This window comes from Streptomyces sp. WMMC500 (genome assembly GCF_027497195.1).
Lineage (GTDB): Bacteria > Actinomycetota > Actinomycetes > Streptomycetales > Streptomycetaceae > Streptomyces.
On sequence record NZ_CP114905.1, the window covers coordinates 8,228,269 to 8,252,893 of the forward strand.

21 protein-coding genes are annotated in these 24,625 nt (G+C 75.6%); 9 read left to right on the forward strand and 12 right to left on the reverse strand.

Annotation, left to right across the window (positions count from 1 at the left end; all coding sequences use genetic code 11):
• Positions 1 to 14 precede the first annotated feature (14 nt).
• Positions 15 to 356 carry a hypothetical protein gene (locus tag O7599_RS35465; protein WP_281619708.1) on the reverse strand — a complete coding sequence of 114 codons (342 nt, stop codon included), beginning with the start codon at positions 354 to 356 and terminating at the stop codon, positions 15 to 17.
• A 144-nt stretch (positions 357 to 500) separates the two neighbouring features.
• On the opposite strand from O7599_RS35465, the gene O7599_RS35470 reads away from it, so the two are divergent.
• Positions 501 to 1,643 (forward strand): PLP-dependent cysteine synthase family protein, encoded by a 1,143-nt coding sequence (locus O7599_RS35470; RefSeq protein WP_281619709.1) that lies wholly within the window; start codon positions 501 to 503, stop codon positions 1,641 to 1,643.
• A 60-nt stretch (positions 1,644 to 1,703) separates the two neighbouring features.
• On the opposite strand, the gene O7599_RS35475 is transcribed toward O7599_RS35470, so the two are convergent.
• On the reverse strand, positions 1,704 to 2,525 hold the full coding sequence (locus tag O7599_RS35475) for a DeoR/GlpR family DNA-binding transcription regulator (RefSeq protein ID WP_281619710.1): 822 nt from the start codon (positions 2,523 to 2,525) through the stop codon (positions 1,704 to 1,706).
• 200 nt (positions 2,526 to 2,725) lie between these two features.
• On the opposite strand from O7599_RS35475, the gene O7599_RS35480 reads away from it, so the two are divergent.
• Positions 2,726 to 5,254 (forward strand): hypothetical protein, encoded by a 2,529-nt coding sequence (locus O7599_RS35480; RefSeq protein WP_281619711.1) that lies wholly within the window; start codon positions 2,726 to 2,728, stop codon positions 5,252 to 5,254.
• Here the strand turns inward: O7599_RS35480 and O7599_RS35485 are convergent.
• From O7599_RS35485 to O7599_RS35495, 3 genes are all read right to left on the reverse strand, one after another.
• Positions 5,224 to 7,677, reverse strand: coding sequence for a right-handed parallel beta-helix repeat-containing protein (locus tag O7599_RS35485; RefSeq protein WP_281619712.1), 2,454 nt, complete (start codon positions 7,675 to 7,677; stop codon positions 5,224 to 5,226). The two genes, O7599_RS35480 and O7599_RS35485, sit on opposite strands and share 31 nt — an antisense overlap.
• Positions 7,678 to 7,775: 98 nt before the next feature.
• Positions 7,776 to 8,318 (reverse strand): DUF6643 family protein, encoded by a 543-nt coding sequence (locus O7599_RS35490; protein ID WP_281619713.1) that lies wholly within the window; start codon positions 8,316 to 8,318, stop codon positions 7,776 to 7,778.
• A 179-nt stretch (positions 8,319 to 8,497) separates the two neighbouring features.
• Positions 8,498 to 9,706 carry a glycosyltransferase gene (locus O7599_RS35495; protein ID WP_281619714.1) on the reverse strand — a complete coding sequence of 403 codons (1,209 nt, stop codon included), beginning with the start codon at positions 9,704 to 9,706 and terminating at the stop codon, positions 8,498 to 8,500.
• 122 nt (positions 9,707 to 9,828) lie between these two features.
• On the opposite strand from O7599_RS35495, the gene O7599_RS35500 reads away from it, so the two are divergent.
• The 3 genes from O7599_RS35500 to O7599_RS35510 all read left to right on the forward strand — a co-directional run bounded on the left by O7599_RS35500 (position 9,829) and on the right by O7599_RS35510 (position 11,773).
• The gene (locus tag O7599_RS35500) at positions 9,829 to 10,629 is read left to right on the forward strand and encodes an aspartate/glutamate racemase family protein (RefSeq protein ID WP_281619715.1); all 801 of its coding nucleotides are present in this window, start codon (positions 9,829 to 9,831) and stop codon (positions 10,627 to 10,629) included.
• 47 nt (positions 10,630 to 10,676) lie between these two features.
• Entirely contained in the window at positions 10,677 to 11,207 is a 531-nt protein-coding gene (locus O7599_RS35505) for a hypothetical protein (protein ID WP_281619716.1), read from the forward strand.
• A 77-nt stretch (positions 11,208 to 11,284) separates the two neighbouring features.
• A complete protein-coding gene (locus tag O7599_RS35510) occupies positions 11,285 to 11,773 on the forward strand; it encodes an NUDIX domain-containing protein (RefSeq protein WP_281619717.1) in 489 nt (162 codons plus the stop codon).
• Positions 11,774 to 11,899: 126 nt separating this feature from the next.
• On the opposite strand, the gene O7599_RS35515 is transcribed toward O7599_RS35510, so the two are convergent.
• The 4 genes from O7599_RS35515 to dhaK form a co-directional block, all read right to left on the reverse strand.
• The gene (locus O7599_RS35515) at positions 11,900 to 12,922 is read right to left on the reverse strand and encodes a 2-dehydropantoate 2-reductase (protein ID WP_281619718.1); all 1,023 of its coding nucleotides are present in this window, start codon (positions 12,920 to 12,922) and stop codon (positions 11,900 to 11,902) included.
• A gap of 200 nt (positions 12,923 to 13,122) precedes the next feature.
• Positions 13,123 to 13,527 carry a PTS fructose transporter subunit IIA gene (locus O7599_RS35520; protein ID WP_281619719.1) on the reverse strand — a complete coding sequence of 135 codons (405 nt, stop codon included), beginning with the start codon at positions 13,525 to 13,527 and terminating at the stop codon, positions 13,123 to 13,125.
• A complete protein-coding gene (dhaL, locus tag O7599_RS35525; protein WP_281619720.1) occupies positions 13,520 to 14,131 on the reverse strand; it encodes a dihydroxyacetone kinase subunit DhaL in 612 nt (203 codons plus the stop codon). Before dhaL ends, O7599_RS35520 begins: the two co-directional genes overlap by 8 nt.
• Before the next feature lie 100 nt (positions 14,132 to 14,231).
• Positions 14,232 to 15,224 (reverse strand): dihydroxyacetone kinase subunit DhaK, encoded by a 993-nt coding sequence (gene dhaK / locus O7599_RS35530; RefSeq protein WP_281619721.1) that lies wholly within the window; start codon positions 15,222 to 15,224, stop codon positions 14,232 to 14,234.
• Between the two features lie 232 nt (positions 15,225 to 15,456).
• Between dhaK and O7599_RS35535 the strand changes: the two genes are divergently transcribed.
• The 4 genes from O7599_RS35535 to O7599_RS35550 all read left to right on the forward strand — a co-directional run bounded on the left by O7599_RS35535 (position 15,457) and on the right by O7599_RS35550 (position 21,497).
• Positions 15,457 to 16,242 carry a class I SAM-dependent methyltransferase gene (locus tag O7599_RS35535; protein ID WP_281619722.1) on the forward strand — a complete coding sequence of 262 codons (786 nt, stop codon included), beginning with the start codon at positions 15,457 to 15,459 and terminating at the stop codon, positions 16,240 to 16,242.
• A 143-nt stretch (positions 16,243 to 16,385) separates the two neighbouring features.
• Entirely contained in the window at positions 16,386 to 17,336 is a 951-nt protein-coding gene (locus O7599_RS35540) for an oxygenase MpaB family protein (protein ID WP_281619723.1), read from the forward strand.
• Positions 17,337 to 17,370: 34 nt separating this feature from the next.
• On the forward strand, positions 17,371 to 19,851 hold the full coding sequence (locus tag O7599_RS35545; RefSeq protein ID WP_281619724.1) for a serine/threonine-protein kinase: 2,481 nt from the start codon (positions 17,371 to 17,373) through the stop codon (positions 19,849 to 19,851).
• An 89-nt stretch (positions 19,852 to 19,940) separates the two neighbouring features.
• Positions 19,941 to 21,497, forward strand: coding sequence for an NAD(P)/FAD-dependent oxidoreductase (locus tag O7599_RS35550; protein WP_281619725.1), 1,557 nt, complete (start codon positions 19,941 to 19,943; stop codon positions 21,495 to 21,497).
• A 43-nt stretch (positions 21,498 to 21,540) separates the two neighbouring features.
• Here O7599_RS35550 and O7599_RS35555 read toward each other — a convergent pair whose 3' ends face one another.
• From O7599_RS35555 to O7599_RS35565, 3 genes are all read right to left on the reverse strand, one after another.
• Entirely contained in the window at positions 21,541 to 23,349 is a 1,809-nt protein-coding gene (locus O7599_RS35555) for a serine hydrolase (protein WP_281619726.1), read from the reverse strand.
• Between the two features lie 135 nt (positions 23,350 to 23,484).
• On the reverse strand, positions 23,485 to 23,853 hold the full coding sequence (locus tag O7599_RS35560; protein ID WP_281619727.1) for a VOC family protein: 369 nt from the start codon (positions 23,851 to 23,853) through the stop codon (positions 23,485 to 23,487).
• 80 nt (positions 23,854 to 23,933) lie between these two features.
• A complete protein-coding gene (locus O7599_RS35565) occupies positions 23,934 to 24,584 on the reverse strand; it encodes a phosphotransferase (RefSeq protein ID WP_281619728.1) in 651 nt (216 codons plus the stop codon).
• Positions 24,585 to 24,625 lie beyond the last annotated feature (41 nt).

Consider the following 24,625-nt stretch of genomic DNA (forward strand, 5'->3'; position numbering starts at 1 on the left):
GCGAAGCCGGGGGCTCAGCCGAAGTCCGCGGCTCCGTGATCGCGGCCGCGCGCGGCGCGTACCGCTTCGAGGAAGCGGCCCGCCGCCTGCGCGCCCGACTCCCCGCCCGGGTCCCGTTCGCCGGTCAGCGTCAGGACGTACTGCCTGCCGTTGACCGACGCCAGCGCCCGGTCGCCGCGGCCGAACCACGGCCGGCCCGCGCGCACCTCCCGCACCGGGGCGCTGTCGATCTGGGTGCCGTAGCTGGTGAGCAGCTCCAGCCGGCCGTCCTTGATATGCACCTGTCCCGCCCGGGTCAGCGAGCGCAACCAGCGCCCTATCCGTACCCCGCGAGCCGTGTACTCCGTCTCCGCCACGCCGACCCTCCTCGGCTCCCCCACAGCGCTCCCCCTGGAGCGATGAGCGCGCATGGGCGGCACCACCCGCGGGCGGCACCAGCACTCCTGCCAGTGTGCCCACGACCGGCCGGGGTGGCCAGAGGCCCCGCATAGGATCGGGTCGTGACCGCCAGCGCACCACCCCCGGCCGCCGTGCCCGGCGGCGCCCTCCCCACCCTCGACGTGGACCGCAGCGACCCCGGCGCGCGCGCCTGGCTGAAGGAGGCCGTCCGCAAGGTGCAGGCCGAGGCCAACCGCACCGCCGACACGCACCTGCTCCGCTTCCCGCTGCCCGAACGCTGGGACATCGACCTGTACCTGAAGGACGAGTCCACCCACCCCACCGGCAGCCTCAAGCACCGCCTGGCCCGCTCGCTCTTCCTCTACGGGCTCTGCAACGGCTGGATCCGCCGCGGCAAGCCCGTCATCGAGGCATCCTCCGGCTCCACGGCGGTCTCCGAGGCGTACTTCGCCGATCTCATCGGCGTGCCCTTCATCGCCGTCATGCCGCGCACCACCAGCCGGGAGAAGACCCGGCTCATCGAGTTCCACGGCGGCACCTGCCACCTGGTGGACGACCCGCGGACGGTGTACGAGGTGTCCGCCCGGCTGGCCGAGGAGACCGGCGGCCACTACATGGACCAGTTCACCTACGCCGAGCGGGCGACGGACTGGCGCGGCAACAACAACATCGCCGAGTCGATCTACACCCAGCTCCGCCTGGAGCGCTTCCCCGAGCCCGCCTGGATCGTCGCCACCGCGGGCACCGGCGGCACGTCGGCCACCATCGCCCGCTACGTGCGCTACCTCCAGTACGACACCCGCGTCTGCGTCGCCGACCCCGAGAACTCCTGCTTCTTCGCCGGCTGGGAGAGCGGCGACCCGGACGTCGGGGTCGACCGCGGCTCACGCATCGAGGGCATCGGCCGCCCCCGCATGGAGCCCAGCTTCCTGCCCGCGGCCATCGACCGGATGATGAAGGTCCCCGACGCGGCCACCGTCGCGGCGGTACGCGCCCTGGAGCGGGCCATCGGCCGCCGCGCGGGCGGTTCGACCGGCACCGGGCTGTGGAGCGCGCTGAAGATCGTCGGGGAGATGGTGGCCGAGGGCCGCGCCGGCAGCGTCGTCACCCTGCTCTGCGATCCGGGCGACCGCTACCTCGACAAGTACTACTCCGACGACTGGCTCGCCGGGCAGGGCCTCGACATCGGCCCGTACGCCGCGCACCTCGACGCCTTCCTGGCCACCGGCCGCTGGACCTGCTGAGGACCCGGGCGGGGGATGGGGCCGGGGATCCGGCGGGGGACCCGCCCCGAGACCGGCCGCTCAGCCCTCCGCCGGCTCCGCCGGCTCGCCCGCGACCACGACCTCCGGCAGGTGCTCCGCCATCTCCTCGCGCGCCTCCGCCCGCACCGCCGGATCCGTGACCAGTGCGTCCACCGCGTCCAGCGACGCGAACGAACTCAGGCCCACCGTGCCCCACTTGGTGTGGTCCGCCACCACCACGACCCGCCGCGCCGCCCGCACCAGGTGCCGGTTGGTCTCCGCCTCCGCCAGGTTCGGCGTCGACAGACCCGCCTGCACCGATATGCCGTGCACCCCGATGAACAGCACGTCGAAGTGGAGCGTGCGGATCGCCTGGTCCGTCACCGGGCCGACCAGTGAGTCCGACGGCGTGCGGACCCCGCCCGTCAGCACCACCGTCGCGCCGCGCGTCCCCGGCTGCTGGGCCGCGTAGAACACCTCGGCGACGCGCACCGAGTTGGTCACCACGGTCAGGTCCGGCACCTCCACCAGATGCCGCGCCAGCGCGAACGTCGTCGTCCCGCCCGAGAGCGCGATGGCCGCGCCCGGCGCCACCATCTGCGCCGCCGCGTGGGCGATCTCCTCCTTCGCGCCCGTCTCCCGGGAGGACTTGGCCTCGAAGCCCGGCTCGTGCGTGCTCGCCTCGGCCAGCGGCACCGCGCCGCCGTGCACCTTCTCGACGACCCCCTGGCGCGCGAGCGCGTCGAGGTCGCGCCTGATGGTCATGTCCGAGACGTTCAGCCGGCGCGTCAGCTCGTTCACCCGGACCCCACCGCGGCGCCGGACCTCGTCCAGGATGAGGGCGCGGCGCTGCTCCGCGAGCAGGTTCTGGTTGTCGCTCACGCCGTCCGCCCTTCGTCCCGGGGTCGCTTGTGGGTCATCCTCCCATGCGTGTCCGACCCGTGGCCGGGGGTGTTCGGCCGGCGGGGGAACGCCGCGTCACGATTCTGCGTCGCCTCCCGCGCGGGACGCTGCACCGGACGGCCGATCCCGGGATGCTGGTGGAGGCACGTGACCGAGGGCAGCACCGGGGGGCGAGAGGCATGCAGCCGGAGGCGCTGAGCGCCAAGGGGCGCACACCGCTGGACAGGACGGACGGACCGGCGGGCACGGACGGACCGGCGGCCACGGCCCGCACGGCGCCGCAGCCGGCGCTGGAGCTGCTGGTCCACGGCGTGGGCGGGGCCACGCCGCAGGAGATGCTGGGGGACCCGCGCACGGAGCTGGTCACCGGCGACGGCACGGCCGGCATCCACCGCCGTTCGGACGACGTGCGGGCAGACGAGCCCGCGGGGGAGGAGCGCGGAGAAGATGCGTCCCGTACGGCATCCCGTACGGAGCCGGTGCAGGAGGCGTACTGCTGGTCGAACCTCACCTCCGGCAACGGCGCCCGCGCGCTGTGGCTGATCCTGCTCCCGTTCATGATCGCCAACCTCGTGCACTGGATGCGCCCCGCGGCCCCGGCACGGCACCCCGCCCACCGGGCGTACGACGTACTGGTGCGGATCTTCGCGCTCACCCTCACCGTGCAGCTCGTACTGGCCGCCGGCGAGGTGACGCTCGACCTGCTGGCCTGGCAGTGCGCGGGCAGCGCGCACTGCGTCGCCGACAAGTCGTGGCTGGGCTTCATGTCCGCGGACTCCGGCGGCTGGTTCGGCGCGCCCGGACGGCGGCTCGCCCTGGCCGCGCTGGTGCCCGTACTGCTGACGGGCCTGCTGTGGTGGCTGTCGCGGCGCACCTGGAGCATCTACGAGTCGGCCAAGCCGTCCCCGCGCGCCGGTGCGCCCGGCGCCGCCGGCGAGCAGCCCGCGCTGTCCCTGCCCGGCTTCTGGTACGGGCGCCGGCTGGTCGCCCGGCTGCGCGCCGCACACACCGCCACCGGGCTGCTCGCCGTCGCCTCCGCGCTCGTCACCGTCACCGCCGCGGCCGACGACGACACCGGCGGCGGGCTCCGGGCCGCCGGGTGGGTGCTCGGTGCCCTGACCGCCGCCGGCTGGGTCGCCGTCGTCGTCCTGGTGTGCCGCTCGGGGCGTACGGAGGCGGAGCCGGACATGGGCGAGGACCGCCGCGCCGTACGGGCCCTGCCGCTCGGCGCGCTCGCGCTGCTGGCCGCGGTGCTCGTGCACACCGCCTGGTCCCGGCCCGACTGGGTCTCCACCGGCCGGCTGCCCGGTACGTCGGTCTTCGCCGGCCTCGCCGTGACGCAGGGCGCCCTCGCCGCCGGGCTCGCGATCACCGGCCTGCTCCTCCAGCGGCGCGCCACCGGCGAGCGGCCCGCCCTGCGCGGCCTCGGGGGCGCGTGCGTCGCGCTGCTGGCCAGCGCCGTGGCCGGGGTCCTCTCCGGCGGTGTCGCCCAGCGCGTCGCCGACTGGCTGGACCGCGGCGCCACCCCCGGCGAGAGCGGCCCGCTCGCCGGCCCGCCGGTGGTGCTGTCCTGGCAGGCCACGGCCATCCCGCTGGTCGCCCTGCTCGTGCTGCTGCTGGCGCTGGCCGGCGCCTGGCGGACGTGGGTGCTGCGCCGCCGGATCGGCACCGAGGTCGCCGGGCTCTACCCCACCGAGCACCGCTACACCGAGGGCAACGACCCGCGCACCGGCCGCATCGCCGGCGCCATCGCCCGCGCCCGGCTCACCGACGACGCGCCGGCCGCGATCGGCGCCGCCGCGCTCGCCACCCTGATCCTCGGCGCGGGCGCGGTACTCGGCGCCCGCCTCCACGACGAGGTCCCCGGCAAGGCGGCCGAGGGCGCCCCGGACCCGCTGCCCGGGCTGGCGCAGACCGGGCAGGCGCTCGGCTCCTGGATGATGGGCGCGGGGGTCATCCTGCTGCTGGCCATGGGCCGGCGGGCGTACCGGGACCCCAAGTCGCGCCGTACGATCGGGATCCTGTGGGACGTCGGCACCTTCTGGCCGCGCGCCGCCCACCCCTTCGCGCCCCCCTGCTACGCCGAGCGCGCCGTGCCCGACCTCGCCTGGCGGACCAGCACCTGGACCACCCGCACCGGCGGGTGCCTGGTCATCTCCGGGCACTCCCAGGGCAGCGTGCTCGCCGCCGCCGCGGTCTGGCAGCTCGACCCGGACATCCGCGCCCGGGTCGCCCTGCTGACGTACGGCTCACCGCTGCGCCGGCTCTACGGGCGGTGGTTCCCGGCGTACTTCGGCGACCGGGCGCTGGCCGGACTCGACGACCAGACGCACGCCTGGCGCAACCTGTGGCGGCTGACCGACCCCATCGGCGGACCGGTACGGGCCGCGGACCCGGACGGGCGGCCCAGCGACGTCGACCGCAAGCCGCTGAAGGACCCGCTGGCCTTCGAGCGCACGCCCGAACACCCGCTGCCCGCCGCGATCAACGCGCACTCCGACTACCAGGCGGACCCGGCCTTCGCCGCCGAGCGCGCCGAACTCCTCGCGCGCGTCGCCGCCGCCCCCGGCGCGCCCGCGGAGGAGTGGCCGCGCCAGGTGCCGCGGCCCGCCGGCGAGCCGGACACGGAGACGGAGACGCAGACGCCGAGCGAGAGCGCCGACGGCGCGGCGGCGGCTCAGGGCAGCGCCGGGATGTCGTCCGCGTAGAGGAGCGTCAGCTCGTCGGTCGTGGGGTCCGGAAGCTGGGCCACGCGGCCGGCGTGCCGCTCCACCATCGCCTCGAACGTCTGCCGCGCGGTACGGCCGTTGCCGAAGCCGGCGCCCTTGGGGATCACGGTGAAGTACTTGAGCAGCGCCTCGCCCGTGCCGTCGCCGAGGCGGTACTCGTGCTCCTCGGCCTGCTGGGAGACTATCCGCAGCAGCTCCTCCGCGGTGTAGTCGCCGAAGGTGATGGTGCGCGAGAAGCGCGACGCCACCCCGGGGTTGACGGCGAGGAACCGCTCCATCTCCGTGGTGTACCCGGCGGCGATCACCACGACCGACTCGCGGTGGTCCTCCATCAGCTTCACGAGGGTGTCGATGGCCTCGCGGCCGAAGTCGCGGCCGGAGTCCTCGGGCGCCAGCGCGTACGCCTCGTCGATGAACAGCACGCCGCCGTGGGCCCGTTCGAACGCCTGCTGGGTGCGGATGGCCGTCGAGCCGATGTGCTCCCCGACGAGGTCCACCCGGGAGACCTCGACCAGGTGCCCGCGCTCCAGCACGCCGAGCGAGGAGAGGATCTCGCCGTACATCCGCGCCACCGTCGTCTTGCCGGTGCCGGGGGAGCCGGTGAAGACCAGGTGGCGGCGGACCGAGGCGGCCTTGAGGCCCGCCTGCCGGCGCCGCCGGCCGACCTCGATCATGTCCGTCAGCGCCCGCACCTCGCGCTTGACGTTCTCCAGACCGACCAGCGCGTCCAGCTCCGCCAGCACCTCCCGGGCGGGCCGGGCCGCGGCCCGCGCCTCGGCGACCGGCCGCCCGGCACCCGCCGCGCCCGCCTGCTGCGGCGCGAACGCGCCGAGCAGACCGTCCGGTTCCGGCTCGGTGCGGGCGGCGGGCACGGTGGGGCGGGCGCTCGCCGTCTCCGCGCTCTCGTCGCTCGTGCAGTCCACCACGACGGGTCCGCCGCCGGAGCCCTCGGGGGCGGTCGGGCCGGCGTCCGCGAACTCGTAGCCGCCGCGCGCGCACCGCTCCGTACGGCAGCGGGTCAGGGCCGAACGGCAGCCGTCGATGACGTGGAAGCCGTACCCCAGGCTGCCGGTGACCCGGCAGTCGGTGAACGAGCCGCGGCCGGCGGCCGAGACGAACACCCCGGCCTCGGTGGGCGAGGTGATCGAGCAGCCCTCGACCGCGGGGTCGGCGCCCTTCGTGACGATGATCCCCGAGGCGACGGAGTCGACGGTGGTGTCCCGGACCGTGCCGCCGCTGCCGTGGTCGCGGAACCACGCGCCGGTCGCCGCGTCCCGGATCCGGCACTGCTCCAGCGCGACCGTGGCGCCGTCGCTCACCGACACCGCCGTGCCGCGCACCTGGGCGAGGTCGGTGTCGCTGGCCTCGACCGCCGAGCCGCGGTCGAGGACGACGAGCGCGTCCGGCACGTCGTGCACCCGGCAGGACGTGAACGTCGCGGCGGCGCCGTCGCTCACCCACACCGCGGGGTAGTCGCCGGTGCCGTCGTGGATCTCGCACTGCGCCGCCTCGGCGCGCGTGCCCGCGTCCCACACCGACAGGCCGTTGCGGCCGAACCGGCGCACGGTGACCCGCACCAGTCGCGCCTGCGCGCGTGAGCGCAGGTCCACGGCGTTCTCGGGGACGTCGTGTACCTCGCAGTCGGTGAGCTTGACGACGGCCTCGGTGTCGAGCGAGACGCCGTCGCCCGAGGTGCGGTGCACCGTGCAGTCCGTCAGTTCCCCGGAGGCGCGGGACGTCAACTGCACGCCGGCGCCCTTGATCTCGTAGACCTCGCAGCCCACCGCCTCGACCGTGCTGCCCTCGCCGGTGAGCAGCAGCCCGGCGCCGCCCGCGTGGTGGATGCGGCACTGCGACAGGTGCGCGCTCGACCCGCCGCGTACCGCGACCCCGCTGCGCCCGGCGGCCAGCACCTCGCAGCCCTCCAGCACGCCGCCGGACCCGTCGGCGAACGTGACCCCCGTACCCGCCGGATTGTCGACGGCGCAGCGGCGGACCGTGGGCCGCGCGTCGCCGCGGACCTCGATGCCCGCGGCGGAGCGGGTGACCACCCGCAGGCCGGTCAGCTCCGGCCGGCCCGCCTCGACGAGCACCGCGGGGACCGCCGCGTCCTCCCCCTCCACGTGCAGCCCCTCGACCACCGCGGACGCCCGGACGGTCAGCGCCACGCCGTCGGCCGGCGCGATGCGGACGGAGCCGACCGCGCCGCCCGGGCCGCGCAGCGTCACCGCCCGCTCCAGCACGACGTTCTCCCGGTACGTGCCCGGGGCCAGCGACAACACGTCGCCGTCGCCGGCGGCCTCCAGGGCCGCGGCGAGCGACCCGTACTCCCCGGTGCGCCGGCGCCATCGCCCGGCGCGCGCGGCGCCGGTGTGCGTGACCTGGACGGAGCCCTGTGCCATGTCCTGCTCTGCCCCCACCTCGTGCGTCGGCTTGGCTGAGGCACCACCGTAGCGCGCGCGGCGAGGTCGGCCGGCCACCGTTCAGGGCCGGCCGGTGCTCAGTAGCGCTGTCCGTCCTGGTAGTACGGGCGGGCGTACTGGTCCGCGTACGTCTGGTGGGACGCCGGCCGGGCGGGCTGCGCCTGCTGCGGCGGCGCCGGCCGCGGGGCGACGGGCCGCATCGCCTCGTACCCGGGCGGGGGCGCCGCCTGCTGCTGCGGGCGCGGCTGTTGCGGCTGGGGGCGCTGCTGCTCGTACCCCTGGTCCCAGCGGGGCTGCTGCGCCTGCTGCGGGATGAACGGCTGCGGCGGCGCCGGCTGGGGGGCGGGCTGGTGGCCGTAGACCGGGGGCTGCGGGGTGTGCGCGACGTGCCCCGGGTGGGTGTGGTGCGGCGCGGGGGCCGGCGCCGGTACCGGGGCGGGCGGCAGGGCGGCGCGGGGCGCGGGCAGGGCCGGCAGGTGGTGGCCGGTGTCGTACGAGGGGACCCGGATCGGGGCGATCTGGGGGGTACCCCGCTCTTCGACCAGACTGTCGTAGATCGGGGTGTCAGGGAAAGCCGGCGCGGCATAGTAGCCGCCGCCGTACGGGCGGGGGGAGGTCATACCGCATAAGTTAAGCCCACGATGTGGTCGTTGGGGAGACCGATAAGAGGGTTGTTTTGCGGGTTCGAAGTGACCGACCCTTATCAATGCGCGTGTACCGGGGTGATTCGGGCTTCTCGCCGTGTTGAGATTCTGTAAAGACCAGGTGGACGGGGGAAGTTGACCTACCCGCGCGTAGGTCACGCGTACGTCCGGCCCTTCCATGCGGCGCCCTTGCCGCGGTGGTGGCGGACGGCCGAGTCCACCGTCATGAGCAGATACAGCCCGGCCGTGAACGGCAGCAACGCGGCGGCCCACGGCGGCTGTCCGTAGTACCGCAGCACGGGCAGGTACGTCCCCGCCATCACCGCCCACGCGAGCGTCCCGGCGACGGCGACACCGGGCGCGCCGCCGAGGAGCCCGGCGGTCAGCGCCAGCGGCGGCACGAGGTAGACGAGCGCGAGCCCGCCGACGGCGGCGGCCAGCAGCAGCGGGCTGTGCCGCAGTTGGGCGTACGCGCTGCGCGCGACCATCGCCCACAGCTCGGCCAGCCGCGGGTACGGCCGCACGCTGTCGACCCGCTCGGCGAGCCCCAGCCAGATCCGCCCGCCGGTGCGCTTGACCTCCCGGGCCACCGACACGTCGTCGATGAGCGCCCCGCGCACCGCCTCGGGGATCCGCGCCCTGCGCGCGGCGTCCGCCCTGAGCAGGACGCACCCGCCGGCCGCGGCGGCGGTCCTGCCGCCGGCGCGGTTGACCCAGCGGAACGGGTAGAGCTGGGCGAAGAAGTACACGAACGCGGGTACGACCAGCCGCTCCCAGCCGGTGGCGGTACGCAGCCGGGCCATCTGCGACACCAGGTCGTACCCGCCGGCCTCGGCCGCGGCGACCAACTCGCGCAGGCTCTCCGGCCGGTGGGCGATGTCGGCGTCGGTGAGCAGCAGATACTCGGCGTCCGCCGCGTACGCCTGCTCGATCCCGTGGCGCAGCGCCCAGAGCTTGCCGGTCCACCCGGGCGGGGGCTCGCCGGGGGAGGAGACGGTGAGGGGCAGGGCTGCTCTTCCGGCTTTCCCGGCTTTCCCGGCTTTCCCGGCTTTCCCGGCTTCCCCGGGTTCTCCGGCTTCTGCGGCGAGCGCGCGGGCGGTCCCGGCGGTGCCGTCGGTGCTGCCGTCGTCGACGAGGAACACGCGCGCCTGACCGGGATACGCCTGTGCCAGCAGGGACGGCAGGCTGTCGGGCAGCACGGCGGCCTCGTCCCGCGCCGGCACGACCACGGCCACGCTGGGCCACCGGGAGGGCGGCGGCCGCAGCGGCAACCGCACGTCGGTCCGCCAGAACAGCCCCTGCCCGAGGAGCAGCCAGGCCCAGGAGAGAAGGGAGAGCAGGGCGATCCACGAGAGGAGAGTCACGCCCCGAGTCTCCCGCGACACCCCCCGCGGGGCGAGCACCGCGGGGCGGGTCGGAGCCGGGCCCGGTGCGGCCCGTCCCCGCGCGCCGGGCCGGAGGCCGCCCGTCGACTAGGGTGACCCCCGTGAAGATCGCGCTTGTGGATTCCGGGCTGGGGCTGCTGCCCGCCGCCGCCGCGGTGCGGCGGTTGCGGCCCGATGCCGAGCTGGTGCTGTCCAGCGACCCCGACGGGATGCCCTGGGGGCCGCGGGAGCCCGGGGACCTGGGGGAGCGGGTGCTCGGCTGCGCGCGGGCCGCCGCGGCGTACGAGCCGGACGCGCTCGTCGTCGCCTGCAACACCGCATCCGTGCACGCGCTGCCCGCGCTGCGCGCGGAGCTGGAGCCCGCGCTGCCCGTCGTCGGGACCGTGCCCGCCGTGAAGCCGGCCGCCGCCGGCGGCGGCCCGCTGGCCGTCTGGGCGACGCCCGCCACCACCGGCAGCGACTACCAGCGCCGGCTGATCCGCGACTTCGCCGGCGGTGTCGCCGCCACCGAGGTGCCCTGCCCCGGCCTCGCCGACGCCGTCGAGCACGGCGACGAGGCCGCCGTCGACGCCGCCGTCGCCGCGGCGGCCGGGCGCACCCCCCGCGACGTCACCGCCGTCGTCCTCGGCTGCACCCACTACGAGCTGGTCGGCGAGCGCATCCGCGCCGCCGTCCGGCAGCCCGCCGCGCCGCCCCCGGCGCTGTACGGCTCCGCCGATGCCGTCGCCGGGCAGGTCCTGCGCCGCATCGGCGCCGCTCCCGACCCCGCCGCGGCGCCCTCCGGCGGCCTCACCGTGCTCCTCTCCGGCCGTCCGGGCGCCCTGCCGCCCGCCGCCCTCGGGTACGCGGAGGGACGCCTGCTGGCCGGTGCCCCGGCCCGCTCCGGGGCCGTACCCGGATAGCCGCCGGAGGACTGCCGCCGCCGCCCGGCTGGCGTACTCTCGGTGACATGAAGGACGACCGCCCCCGCGTGTGGACCGGGCGGGCCACGAGCCGTGTGCAGTGGCTGCTCGCCCTGGTCGGCGCTGCCTGCATGGCCCTCGGCATCGAGCTGGCCGTCGCGGCGCCCTGGACCGGCGGGCTCGCCCCGCTGGTCATGTCCGTCGTCGGCTGCATCGCCGCCGGCCTGCTCGTCCTGGCCGGGTCCCTGGCCTTCGTCCACGTGGCGGTCCGCGTCGACGACCACGCCCTGGAGATCCGCTGCGGCCACTTCGGGCTGCCGCGCCGCCGCATCCCCCTCACCGAGGTGCTCGCCGCCGACTTCGAGCCCCGGGTCACGCCCCGGCACTGGGGCGGCTGGGGCTACCGCTGGCGCCCCGGCAAGGGCACCGCCGTGGTCGTGCGCCGCGGCGAGGGCCTGGTGCTGCGGCTGGCGAACGACCACGACTTCACGATCACCGTCGACAACGCCGAAGAGGCCGTACGCGCCATCCGCGACCGCCTGCGCCACCCCCTGACCGGCGGCGCCGCGGGGGCGTAGCCCGCACCGCCGAGGCGTAGCCCCACGGTCACGCCGCGTTTCCCGGCAGCCTGCCGGGTCCGTTTACGCTTGCGGCCATGGCGACACCCGACTTCATCCGCGAACTGCGCGCGACCGCCGGCCAGCAACTGCTCTTCCTCCCCGGCGTCAGCGCCGTCGTCGTCGACGACGGCCGGGTGCTGCTCCACCGGCGCGCCGACACCGGGCGGTGGTCGATCATCGGCGGCATCCCGGAGCCCGGCGAGCAGCCCGCGCAGACCGCCGTGCGCGAGGTGTACGAGGAGGCGGGGGTCGTGTGCACGGCGGAGCGCGTCGTGCTGGTGGAGGGGCTGGACCCGATCCAGTACCCGAACGGGGACAAGTGCCAATTCATGGACATCACACTGCGCTGCCGCGCGACGGGCGGCGAGGCCCGGGTCAACGACGACGAGGGACTGGAGGTCGGCTGGTTCGACCCGGACGCCCTGCCCGAGGGCCTGGAGGACTTCGCCCGCCACCGGATCCGGCTGGCCCTTGCGGACGGACCGACGTGGTTCGCGGAAGCGGCGGCTACGCCCGGCGTCTAGCGGCGGCGGGCCGGCGCGGAGTGCCGGGGCGCGTACGGGACGTACCACCGAAAGCGCTTCCGCGCGCCGCGTCCGCCGGACCGCGCCCGCCGTCGCCCCGGGCCTCCGGGCCGCGCCGTGCCCCTCTCAGCCGCTCTTCGTCGCCGCCGTCAGCTCCGCCAGCAGGTCCGCGCCGCTCCACCGGCGCATCTCGCCCGAGCGCCGGGACTCCGCCTGCAGGACCAGCTCCATCAGCCGGGAGTTCGCCGGTGTGCGCATCCCGTGGCGCCCCGCCAGCACCGCCACCTCGCCCTGCAGCGTGTCGATCTCCGTGGGGCGGCCCCGCTTCAGGTCGTCCCACATCGACGAGCGGGCCTGGTCGTCCACGCGCAGGGTCGCCGCCGCCAGGCGGCGGAAGAGCCAGTCGGGCAGGCGCAGCACCAGCGGCATGAGGCCGGGCGGCACCGGGCCGAGGCGGGCGGGGGCCAGGTTCGCCGCGCGGAACGCCCCCAGCGCCTCGCGCTGGCACAGCGCCAGACAGGCGCGGTACGAGCGCTGGCCGAGCTGGTCCTTCAGCGGCAGCCCGGACAGCGCGTTGATCGCGTTGTTGAGGTTCATCAGCAGCTTCGCGTGCTGCACGTCGGCCATGTCGTCGCGCTGCTCCACGTCGAGCCCCGCCTGCGCCATCGCCACCACCAGCGGTGCCGAGCGCTCGCCCCCGTCGACCATCAGCACGCCCGCCGTGCCCTGGTGGAAGACGCCCGGCGCCGCCTGCACCACGTTGTACGGGACCATGCCCGCCAGCACCGTCCGGCCGGGCAGCCCCTCGCGCAGCAGCCCCGGGTTGCGCAGCCCGTTCTGGAAGCTGACGACCGTCGCGCCGGGGGCCAGGTGGCCGGCCAGTTCGCGGGCGGCCTGCTCGGTGGCCGCGGACTTCACGGTGACCAGCACGTAGTCCGCCCCCGCGGCGGCCTCCGCCCGGGTCGCCAGGCGTACCTCGGCCGGTGCGACGCGGCGCTCCGCCCGGCCGCCGCCGGTCAGCAGGAGCCCGCGGGAGCGCAGAGCGTCCATCGCCGCCGGCCGGCCGACTAAGGTCACGTCGGCCACCTCCGCCAGCATGCCGCCCAGATGGCAGCCGATGCTGCCGGCACCGAACACGGCTATCTTCACTTCCCGCCCCCATCTTCGTCCGGCGGCGCCTCCACGCACCGCCGACCTCCGCGGCGCACCCGGGCGCCGCCCGTACCTCCGACTGTGTTCCCCGCTCCGAGCGCTCTCATCCGGACCACGGCCACCGGATCACCCCGGGCACACCCGGCCCCGGTCACCTCCCGAGTGGCCGGCCGCCTCCGGCGCCCCGCCCGCGGGCCTCACACCTTGCGGTACCCGTACGCCTCCTGCGCCGCCGCCTCCACCGCCGTCATGTCCGCCCCCGTCGACGCCGTGACCACCGCCGCCACCGCGCCCTCCACGAACGGCGCGTCCAGCAGCCGCGCCCCAGCCGGCAGCTCTCCGTCCTCCACCAGCGACTTCACCGTGAGCACCGCGCTGCCCAGATCCACCAGCAGCCCCACGCCCGCGCCGCGGTCCGCCGCCCGCGCCGCCGCCGTGATGCGGGCCGCGTCCGTGCCGAAGCCGCCGTCCGCCGTGCCGCCCGCGTGCTCGACGGTCACCGTGTCCACGCCCGCCAGCGCCACCGTCAGCCGCGCCACGGACTCGGCCACCGCGGCGCTGTGCGAGACCAGCACGAGGCCGACCAGCGGGCCCTCAGCCACCGGACCCCGCCTCCGCCGTCTCGGCCAGGGCGCCGACCAGCAGCGCCGACGACGTCGCGCCCGGGTCCCGGTGCCCGATGCTGCGCTCGCCGAGGTACGAGGCGCGGCCCTTGCGCGCGCGCAGCGGAACGGTGTCCTCCGCGCCCTGTTCCGCGGCCGCGTGCGCCGCGGCGTAGCCGTCGCCGAGCGCCGCCACGGCCGGCACCAGCGCGTCGAGCATCGTCTTGTCGCCGGGCGCGGCGCCGCCGAGCTTGGCGACCGCGCCCACCCCCTCGTCCAGCGCCTCGCGCAGCGCCGCGTCCGTGACCTCGGCGTCGTCGCCGAGGGCCTTGCCGGTGCCGCGCAGCAGCGTGCCGTACAGCGGGCCCGAGGCACCGCCCACCTTCGAGATCAACTGCCGCCCGGCGAGCACCAGCACCGCGCCCGGGGTCTGCGGCGACTCCTCCTCCAGGGCCGCGCGTACGGCGGTGAAGCCGCGCTTCAGGTTGGCGCCGTGGTCGGCGTCGCCGATCGCCGAGTCGAGCTCGGTGAGGCGGTCGGCCTCCCGGTCGACGGCCGCCGCGGTGGTGAGCATCCAGCGGCGGAAGAATTCCGCGTCGAGCACGTGCCCCATCCCTTCTCGTACCTGCTTCTCCGGACTTCCGCGAAGTCCGGCGACCCTGTTCCACGGACGCCGCCCGCGGCCGCCGCGAGAAGGCCCGCCCTCACAGCCCCCAGCGCAGCGCCGGCGTGCGCACCGGCGCGTCCCACAGCCGCAGCAGCTCCTCGTCCGCCTGGCACAGCGTGACCGAGCAGCCCGCCATGTCCAGCGACGTCACGTAGTTCCCGACGAGCGTACGGGCCACCGACACGCCCCGCTCCGTCAGTGCCCGCTGCACTTCGGCGTTGTAGCCGTACAGCTCGATGAGCGGGGTGGCGCCCATGCCGTTGACCAGCGCCAGCACCGGGCCCGAGGGCCGCAGGTCCTCCAGCACGGCGTCGACCGACACGTCGGCGATCTCGCGCGCCGTCATCATCGGCCGCCGCTCGCGGCCCGGTTCGCCGTGGATGCCGATGCCCAGCTCCAGTTCGCCCTCCGGCAGGTCGAACGTGGGGCTGCCCTTGGACGGCGTCGTGCAGGCGCTCAGCGCGACGCCGAAGCTGCGCGAGGACTCCACGACCTTGCGGGCCAGCGCCTCCACCCGCTCCAGCGGCGCGCCCTCGTCGGCGGCGGCTCCGGCGATCTTCTCGACGAACAGCGTCGCGCCGACGCCGCGGCGGCCCGCGGTGTACAGGCTGTCGGTCACGGCGACGTCGTCGTCCACGAGCACCTTGGCGACCTGGATGCCCTCGTCCTGGGCGAGGTCGGCGGCCATGTCGAAGTTCAGCACGTCGCCGGTGTAGTTCTTCACGATGAACAGCACGCCCCGGCCGGCGTCCACGGCCGCCGCGGCGCGCGTCATCTGGTCCGGCACGGGCGAGGTGAAGATCTCGCCGGCGCACGCGGCGTCCAGCATCCCGCGGCCGACGAAGCCGGCGTGCAGCGGCTCGTGCCCGGAGCCGCCGCCGGAGACCAGGCCGACCTTGTCGGTGACGGGCGCGTCCCGCCGCACCACCACCCGGTTCTCGACGTCCACGGTCAGGTCGGGGTGGGCGGCGGCGATGCCGCGCAGGGCGTCCGGCACCACGGTCTCCGGCACGTTGATGAGCATTCGCATGGGGTACCTCCGGTGGCGTTCACGCCCGGTCACGATCGTCTCTGGCTTGCCCAGTATCACGGCAGCGGCGGCCCCGGTCACTCCCTGCGCGGGCGTCGGAGGTACGCCCGCGCAGGAGGGTGCGGATGCGTCACCCGAACGGCCCTGTCCTGCCTTGCGCATGCGTCGCCGGCCCCTAGACTCTGCGGCCATCATCCGTGCCCGTTCAACTGGCATTCACCAGGGGTGCACATTGCCGCACAAGAATCTGACCGCAAACCGGACAAGCCTCACCCACCGCGTCCGCTACGCCGCCCGCCACCCCGACCGCGTCCCCCGCTACCTCGCCCGCGCCGGCCGCGACGCCTGGCTGCGGCTGCGCCACCGCGACAACCACGTCGCGTACTACCGCGCGGTGATGCGCTCCGACTCGGCCGTGAACCCCGAGGCGGCCGTGGGCAGCAAGACCCACGACCGCTGGCTGGCGCTGGGCAAGATGCAGTTCGACTACCTCGTGGAGCACGGGCTGCGGCCCGGCGACCGCATGCTGGAGATCGGCTGCGGCAACCTGCGGGCCGGCTGGCGCTTCATCGACTACCTGGAGCGGGACCGCTACTACGGCCTCGACATCTCCCCGGACATCCTCTTCGCCGCCCAGGACACCCTCGTGCGCCACGAGTTGCAGGACAAGCTGCCGCGCCTGACGCCCGTACGCGACCTGACGTTCGCCTTCCTGCCGGCCGCGCACTTCCGCGTCGTCCACGCCCACAGCGTCTTCTCCCACTCCCCGCCGCACGTCATCGACGAATGCCTCGCGCACGTCGGCCGGGTGCTGAGCCCCGACGGCTGGTTCGACTTCACCTTCGACCGCACGGAGACCCAGGAACACCACGTGCTGCGCGAGGACTTCTACTACCGCACCGAGACGCTGGTGGCGCTGGCCGAGAAGCACGGCCTGCGGGCGGAGTTCATGGCGGACTGGGAGAAGCTGCCGCACGGCCAGTCCAAGATCCGCGTACGCCTCCCCGCCGCCTCCTGACCCGGCGACGCCCCTTCCGCCCGTACGCACCGGTCGAGCCCGTACGCACCGGACCGTGACCCGGGCGCTGGCGCGCGCCCCCGGCGGGTGACAATGGACCCGGCGCACGGCGGGCGCCCGCGCGCCGTTGGGGAGGGGTCCGCATGGCCGTGCCCGAGGGGCTCACCGGGTCCGGGAATCCCGGAGGGCCCGTGGGGGAGCCGGATCCGGGCCTGTTCGGGCCCGCCTCCGTCACCTGGCAGTTGCACAGCGACCCGGTGATGTGGATCGCCGGAGTCCGCGCGCTGTACCTCCAGGCCCTGCACCCGCGCGCCGTCCGCGGCGTCATGCAGAACTCCGACTTCCGCGCCGACGCCTGGGGCCGGCTCCTGCGCACCGCCGCCTTCGTCGGCACCGTCACCTACGCCGCCACCCCCGCCGCGGAACGCGCCGGCGCCCGCGTCCGCGGCATCCACCGCCGGCTGCGCGCCGTCGACCCCGCCACCGGCGACCGCTACCGCGTGGACGAGCCCGCGCTGCTGCTCTGGGTGCACTGCGCCGAGATCGACTCCTACCTCCACGTCGCCCGCCGCTCCGGCCTGACGATCCCCGACGCGTACGCCGACGCCTACATACGCGAACAGCGCACCGCCGCCCGCCTCGTCGGCCTCGACCCGGCCGCCGTCCCGGGCGACGACGCCGGCCTCGCCGCGTACTTCGAACGGGTGGCTCCCGAGCTTGCCGCCACCCCCGAATCCGGTGAGGTCGACGCCTTCCTGCGCCGCCCGCCCGTCAGCCCGATCCTCGTCCCCGCCCGCGGCCTGCTCTGGCGCCGGATCTCCGGCCTCGCGTACGCCACCCTGCCGCCGATCGCCCACCGGCTCTACGGCCGCCCCGTGCCCCCGCCCGCGGTGGTCGACCGCAGACTGCGCGCGACGGCCGCCGTCCTGCGCGCCGTCCCCGCGGGGCTGCGGTGGCGGCTGCCGCCGCGCAACATACTGAAAGCCATGGACCGCCTCGGTCCCGCATCGCGGCCGTCGCCTTCCAAGCTCGTACGGACGGCAGCCATACTGGACGAGTCGGGGGATAAGACCACGGGTAACACCCACGAATGACGACGAGGCGGCGACGGCGGGGGCGGCAGCGGAGATGGCGGAGACCAGGCTGATCCAGGGCCGCTACCGGCTCCTCGAACTCCTCGGCCGCGGCGGCATGGGCGAGGTCTGGCAGGCCCGCGACGAGTCGCTGGGCCGCCGCGTCGCGGTCAAGTGCCTCAAGCCCGCGGGCCCGCACCGCCAGGGGCACCCGCTCTCCACGGCGATACAGGAACGCTTCCGCCGCGAGGCCCGGGTCGCGGCGCTGCTCCAGCACCGCGGCGTCACCGTCGTGCACGACTTCGGCGAGGACGAGGGCGTGCTGTACCTCGTCATGGAGCTGCTGCAGGGCCGCAACCTCAGCCAGTTGCTGGAGGCGGCCGGGCACCGGCCGCTGCCGGTCGAGGAGATCATCGACATCGCGGAGCAGGTCGCGGCGGCGCTCGCGTACACCCACGACCAGGGCGTGGTGCACCGGGACCTGAAGCCCGCGAACATCATGCGGCTCGGCGACGGCACGGTGAAGATCCTCGACTTCGGCATCGCCCGCCTCGCGCACGACATCGGCTTCACCTCGCGCCTCACCGGCGCGGGGGGCATGGCCATGGGCACCCCGCACTACATGTCTCCCGAGCAGATCTCCGGCGGCGGGGGCATCGACCACCGCAGCGACCTCTACTCGCTGGGCTGCGTCCTGTACGAACTCGCCACCGGCGTCCCGCCGTTCGACATGGACGACGCCTGGGCGATCCTCGTCGGCCACCGCGACACCCCGCCGGAGCCGCTGCGCACGCACCGCCCGGAGATCCCGGAGCCGCTGGAGCGGGTGGTCCTGGACCTGCTGGCGAAGGCCCCGGAGGACAGGCCGGCGGACGCGGCGGACCTGTCGAACCGGCTGCGGGGCAGCCGCGCGGCGGCGGAGGCGGCGGGGTCGGGACGCGGCAACGGCGCGGCGCCGGGCGGCGCCGGCAGCGGGGCGCGGAGCGGGGTCGACGAGGAGAGCCGGGAGGGCCGGGAGGGCCGGGAGAGCGGCGCGTCCCGGTTGCCGGCCTGGACGGCGGGCATGACGACGGGCGCCCGTTCCGTACGCGCGACCCGCACCACTCCGCCGCCCCGCCCCGAGGACGCGCTGCTGCGCACCTGGCCCCCCGCGAACGGCACCGCGCCCGGTACGGCCCCCGGGGGCGCCCCCGGCACGGCCCCCGGCACAATGATGCCGCCGCCCGGATGGCCGGAACGCGGCACCGGCCCCGGCGTGGCCACGCACAGCGCTCCCCACACCGGGCACCACCCCTTCTCGCACGCGCCCCCCTCCTTTCACACTCCGCCGCACTCCACCCATCCGCCGCACCCCTACGCACCCTCCGTCGCCCCGGCCCTCTCGTCCGGCGGGCCGGCCGCGCCCCAGCACGTGCTCGACGCCTTCGCCGGGCGGCACGACGCGGCCGTCAGCCTCGCCCGGCTCGGGCGGTGGGAGGAGGCCGCCGCCGCCCACCGCGCCCTGGCCGCGGAACGGGGCGCCGCGCTGGGCGGCGACCACCCCGACACCCTCGCCAGCCGGCACCAGACCGGCCTGTGCCTCGCCCGCCTCGGCCGTACCGCTGAGGCCCTGGAGGAGTTCCGTGCCGCCGCCGAGGGCAGGGAGCGGTGCCTCGGGCGGGAGCACACCGACACGCTGGCCGTACGGCAGGAGACCGCGTACGCCCTCGGCCAACTCGACCGGCACGCCGAGGCGCTGGAGGTGTACGGCGGCGTGCTCGCCGACCGCGAGCGCACCATGGGCCCCGAGCACCCCGACACCCTGCGCTGCCGCCACAACCTCGCGTACACCCTCAGCCGCCTCGGCCGCTACGAGGAGTCCTACCGCGTCGCCGGCGAGGTCACCGCCGTCCGCACCCGCGTGCTCGGCGCCGAGCACCCGGACACCCTCGTCAGCCGCTACGAGGTCGCGCACGCGCTCGGCAGCCTCGGCCACTGGGAGCAGGCCCTCGCGACCTACCGCGACGTCGCCACCGCCCGCGCCGCCACCCTCGGCAGCGAGCACCCCGACACCCAGGCCGCCCGCTACGAGGCGGGCATCTGCCTGGGCCGCCTCGGGCGGCACGAGGAAGCCCTCGGCCACTACGAGGCGCTGATCGCCGACCGCACCAGGACCCTCGGCACCCGCCACCCCGAAACGCTCCGCGCCCGCCACATCCGCTGCGTCACCCTCGGCCGCCTCGGCCGCTGGCACGAGGCGCTGACCGAGGCCCGCGAGGTCACCGCCGTACGCGAACGGGTCCTCGGCCCGGAGCACGCCGACACCCTCGCGGGCCGGCGCGAGACCGCCGTCGCGCTGGGCTGGCTGAGCCGCTGGGCGGAGGCGCTGACCGTCCACCGCGAGGTGGCCCGCGCCCGCGAACGCACGCTGGGCGCGGCGCACTCGGAGACCCTGTCGAGCCGCCACGACGAGGCCCACTGCCTGGAGCAACTGGGCCGCACGGCGGAAGCGGCGGAGGTGTACCGCCTGGCGGCCTCCCGCCGCGCCACGGGCTGAGCCGGGCCCCGCCCGATCTCACCCCGGTCGCCGGCCTCGGCGCGCCCGTGTCCTCTGGCCCACCGCGATCTTCCGTGTTACCAAGAGCCATGTCCCTGCGCAGCAGCTACGACGCCGTCGTCGTCGGCGGCGGTCACAACGGGCTCGTCGCCGCCGCCTACCTCGCCCGTGCCGGGCGTTCCGTGCTCGTGCTGGAGCGCCTCGACCGCACCGGCGGCGCCGCCGTCTCCGCCCGTACGTTCCCCGGCGTCGACGCCCGGCTGTCGCGTTACTCGTACCTCGTCAGCCTGCTGCCCCGCGCCATCGTCGACGACCTCGGGCTGAGCTTCGCCGTGCGCCGGCGCGCCGTCTCCTCCTACACCCCGGCCGTACGCGACGGCCGTCCCACCGGCCTCCTCGTCGAGACCGACGCCGGCTCCGCCACCCGGGCGGCCTTCGCCGCCCTGACCGGCGACGACCGGGAGTTCGACGCCTGGCGGCGGTTCTACGGGATGACGCGGCACGTCGCCGGGCGCGTCTTCCCCACTCTCACCGAGCCCCTGCCCACCCGCGGGGAGCTGCGCGCCCGCGTCGGCGACGACGACGCCTGGCGCGCGCTCTTCGAGGAGCCCCTGGGCCGGTGTGTCGAGGCGGCGTTCGCCGACGACCTCGTGCGCGGCGTCGTGCTCACCGACGGGCTCATCGGCACCTTCGCCTCCGCCCACGACCCGTCCCTCGCCCAGAACCGCTGCTTCCTCTACCACGTCATCGGCGGCGGCACCGGGGACTGGGACGTGCCCGTCGGCGGCATGGGCGCGTTGACCGACGCCCTCGCCGGCGCCGCCCGGTCGGCCGGCGCGGAGATCGTCACCGGACACGAGGCCGTCGCCCTGCACACGGACGGCGCGCAGGCGGAGGTCACGTACCGGACGGCGGAGGGAGAGGGGACCGTCGCCGCGCGTACCGTGCTCGTCGGCGCCTCCCCCGTCGCCCTCGCCGAGCTGCTGGGGGAGGAGCCGCCGCGCCCCGCCGCCGAGGGCGCGCAGCTCAAGGTGAACATGCTGCTGCGGCGGCTGCCGCGGCTGCGGGACGAGCGCGTCGATCCGCGGCGGGCCTTCGCCGGCACGTTCCACGTCGCCGAGGGCTACGCGGACCTGGAGACCGCCTACCGCGAGGCCGCCGCCGGCGGGCTGCCGCAGGCGCCGCCCTCAGAGGTCTACTGCCACTCGCTGACCGACCCGTCGATCCTCGGCGACGACCTGGTCCGCGACGGCTACCAGACCCTGACCCTCTTCGGCCTGCACGCCCCCGCCCGCCTGTTCGCCGAGGACAACGACGCCGCACGGGAGGCGTTGCTCCGCGCCACCCTCGCCCAACTCGACGCCCACCTCGCCGAGCCCCTGGCCGACTGCCTGGCCACGGACGCCGAGGGCCGCCCCTGCATCGAGGCGAAGTCCCCGCTCGACCTGGAGCGGGACGTGCGGCTCCCGGGCGGCAACATCTTCCACCGCGAGCTGGCGTTCCCGTACGCGACGGAGGAGACGGGCCGGTGGGGCGTCGAGACGAAGCACGCGAACGTGCTGCTGTGCGGCGCGGGCGCGGTACGGGGCGGGGGCGTGAGCGGGATCCCGGGGCACAACGCGGCGATGGCGGCGCTGGGGCGGTAGGCCGGAGGGCGCCCGGCGCGGCGCCGGCGCGCCCGCCCCGCCCTCAGTCCGCCGACGCCGTCCAGCCGTCGAGCTGCACCCGCTCCGCGTCGCCCCGGCGCCCGTCGTCGAACAGCACCCGGTGCCCGTCCCGCACGCGTACGTCGTCCACGTACACCCCGCGCCCGACGTACTGGCGGTCCGTCACATACCGCCACCGCAGCCGCACCGGCCGCCCGTGCCACGCGCCCAGCTCCGCGGACGCCCGGTGCCACACCCGCCCGGACCACCCGTCCGCCGTGCCCTCCGGATGCTCCCGCACACCGCCGCCACCGCGCAGGCGGCGGCTCGTGAACGGCACCGGCTCCCACGTCCCGCCGTCGTCCGCCGACGCCTCCAGGTGCACCTTGTCCCACTGCGGCTCGGTGTCCCACCACAGCGCGAACTCCAGCTCCGCCCGCGGGTCCCGCACCGTCACCGCGGGCAGGGTGAGCGTGGCCGTCTTCTGGTTCGCCATTCCGCCGAACCACGCCGTGCGCCCGTCCGCAGGCCGTACCGCCACCGCGCGCGCCAGGTTCGTCCCCGCCGCCGCCCGCGGCGCGCTGCCGGAGCGCCAGTTGCGCACGGGGTGCACGGAGTTGCCGAGGAGGACGAGGAACGTGTCGGTCGTCGGGTCGATGACCAGCGCCGTGCCGGTGAAGCCGGTGTGCCCGGCCGATCCCGGGGTGGCCATGGCGCCCATGAACCAGTGCTGGTACAGCTCGAAGCCGAGCCCGTGCTCGTCACCCGGGAAGTCCGAGTTGAAGTCGGTGAACATCAACTCCACCGACTCGCGCCGGAGAATCCGCGTCCGCCCGTAGGCGCCGCCGTTCAGCAGGGTGCGGCAGAGGACCGCCAGATCCCACGCGGTGGAGAACAGCCCGGCGTGCCCGGCGACCCCGCCGAAGGAGTACGCGTTCTCGTCGTGCACCTCGCCCCGCACCATCCCGCGGTCCAGCCCCGACCACGGCTTGCGCGCGTCCTCGGTGGCGGCGATGCGGGGCAGCCACTCGGCGGGCGGGTTGTAGCGGGTGTGGCTCAGACCGAGGGGTCCGGTGATCTCGTCGGCGAGGAGCCGGTCCAGGGGTCTGCCCGTGATCTTCTCCAGGACGAGCTGGAGGCTGATCAGGTTGAGGTCGGAGTAGAGGTACTTCGTCCCGGGCGGGTTGACGGGCGCCTCCCGCCACAGCCGGGCGAGCTTCGCCTCCCACGTCGGCTCCGCGTACAGCGGGATCCAGGAGGTGAACCCGGAGGTGTGCGTCAGGAGCTGGAGGACGGTGACGTCCTGCTTGCCCGCGGCGCCGAACTCGGGGAGGTAGGAGGCCACGGTGGCGTCGAGCGCGAGCGCGCCGCGCTCGATCTGCTGGACGGCGAGGAGGGAGGTGAAGAGCTTGGAGACGGAGGCGAGGTCGAAGACGGTGTCCATCGACATGTCGACTTGCTGCTCCTGGGGCAGCTCGACGCCCGTGTCGGTGGCCTCGTCGTACGCCGCGTAGCGCACGGCCTTCCCGATCGCCCGCTCCAGCGCGACCGTACGCCCGCGCCCGGCGAGAACGACGGCCCCCGCGTACCAGGGGTACTTCGGGGACGGCCCGAGGAACGTCTCGGCGTCGGCGACCAGTTGCCGCAGGTGCGGCTCCAGCAGCCCGGCACGCGCGGCGCTTCCCCGCCGCAGCACGGGCGCCGCACCGCCGGCCGTCGTTTCCGCGGCGTGAGCGGGCAGGCCGGTGGAACCGGGGACCACGAAGAGCGCACCTCCAGTAGCGAGTACACCGGCGGCGAAGCGCCGCCGGTCCAAACGGTCCCATCCTCTGCCAGACGGTGCGTTCGTCATGATTCCGACCCCTCCTGAAAGAATCCTTCCGGGCGCCGCGCGAACGGTGAAACTTTCTGCCAGGGGGTGGGTGATGTCAAGACCACCGGACAACGGCGGTGGCGGGTCCGGCACCGGGCCTTCGGGGATGCCGCCTCACTCCGGTACGAGACAGAACGGATGGCCCGCCGGGTCCGCGTACACGCCCCAGTCGCCCTCGTCCCGCAGAACCGTCGCGCCGGCCGCCAGCGCGTCGCGCTCGGCCGCCTCCAGATCGTCCACGGCGATGTCCAGGTGCACCTGCTGCGGGTGGGCGGGGTCCGGCCAGCGCGGCGGCCGGTGGTCCCCGGACCGCTGGAAGCCCAGCACCCCGCCGTCCGGCAGGTGCAGCGTGGACCAGTCGTCGTCGAGGGACCAGCGGCGGTCGGCGCGGTCGACCTCGCCGCCGAGGAGGGCCTGGTAGAACGCGGCGAGTTCCCGGGGCCGCGGGCAGTCGAGCACGAGGCACTGCAAACTGCGCGTCATGCCCCGACCCTACGCCGCGCGCGGAACGCGGCCGGGCGACTTGCGCGCGCAGGGAGTAACCCCCGGGTCGACCGACCCGCTCACCCGCCCAGCGCCCGCCGGAGCCGACGCGCCTCCGCCGGCGTGAGGTTGGGGTCGGCCAGCCGGGCAGGGAGTACGCGGGCGTAGCCGGGGGCGGCGTCCGTGGCGGTCGTGCGGAGCAGGGCGCGCAGCAGGACCCGTACGCCGAGGCCCTCCGGCGGGGCGAGTTCGGCGCCGCGCAGGATGCACACCGTCATCGCCACGTCGCAGGCCGGGTCGCCCGCGGCGGCGTTGCACCAGTCAACGACGTACGGGCCGCGGGCGGTGAGTATCACGTTGTCCGGGTGCAGATCGAGATGGAGCACCCGGTCGCCGCTGCCGGAGGCGGGGGAGGGCGGCAGGAACGCCGGGGCGGGCACGGCGTGCAGGCTGTCGTGCAGCCGGGCGAGCATCCGCCCGTACGCGCTCCAGCGCCACGGGCGGCGGCGCAGCGCGGTGAGCATGGTCGGCCCTTCGAGGCGGTCCAGCACCTGGTCCGTGGCGTTCGCGTCGTACACGCGCGGCACGGGGAAGCCCTGTTCGCCGAGGTAGGTCATCAGCCGGCCCTCCGCCTCGGCCCTCGCCGGACCCCCCGCCCGGTACCGCCGCAGGACCCGGCCGTCGGCCAGCGCGTAAACGTCGGCGTCTCGTCCCCGCCCGATCAGCTCCATCCCCGCGACTCTCGCACATCATTCCGGTCTCGTAGAGATAG

Excerpts from the sequence above, each read along its gene's own strand:
- O7599_RS35545 (WP_281619724.1), top strand. The coding sequence starts at position 17,371 with ATGGCGGAGACCAGGCTGATCCAGGGCCGCTACCGGCTCCTCGAACTC.
- O7599_RS35540 (WP_281619723.1), top strand. The coding sequence starts at position 16,386 with ATGGCCGTGCCCGAGGGGCTCACCGGGTCCGGGAATCCCGGAGGGCCC.
- O7599_RS35505 (WP_281619716.1), top strand. The coding sequence starts at position 10,677 with ATGAAGGACGACCGCCCCCGCGTGTGGACCGGGCGGGCCACGAGCCGT.
- O7599_RS35560 (WP_281619727.1), bottom strand. The coding sequence starts at position 23,853 with ATGACGCGCAGTTTGCAGTGCCTCGTGCTCGACTGCCCGCGGCCCCGG.
- O7599_RS35485 (WP_281619712.1), bottom strand. The coding sequence starts at position 7,677 with ATGGCACAGGGCTCCGTCCAGGTCACGCACACCGGCGCCGCGCGCGCC.
- O7599_RS35490 (WP_281619713.1), bottom strand. The coding sequence starts at position 8,318 with ATGACCTCCCCCCGCCCGTACGGCGGCGGCTACTATGCCGCGCCGGCT.
- dhaK (WP_281619721.1), bottom strand. The coding sequence starts at position 15,224 with ATGCGAATGCTCATCAACGTGCCGGAGACCGTGGTGCCGGACGCCCTG.
- O7599_RS35565 (WP_281619728.1), bottom strand. The coding sequence starts at position 24,584 with ATGGAGCTGATCGGGCGGGGACGAGACGCCGACGTTTACGCGCTGGCC.
- O7599_RS35480 (WP_281619711.1), top strand. The coding sequence starts at position 2,726 with ATGCAGCCGGAGGCGCTGAGCGCCAAGGGGCGCACACCGCTGGACAGG.
- O7599_RS35555 (WP_281619726.1), bottom strand. The coding sequence starts at position 23,349 with ATGACGAACGCACCGTCTGGCAGAGGATGGGACCGTTTGGACCGGCGG.
- O7599_RS35510 (WP_281619717.1), top strand. The coding sequence starts at position 11,285 with ATGGCGACACCCGACTTCATCCGCGAACTGCGCGCGACCGCCGGCCAG.
- O7599_RS35550 (WP_281619725.1), top strand. The coding sequence starts at position 19,941 with ATGTCCCTGCGCAGCAGCTACGACGCCGTCGTCGTCGGCGGCGGTCAC.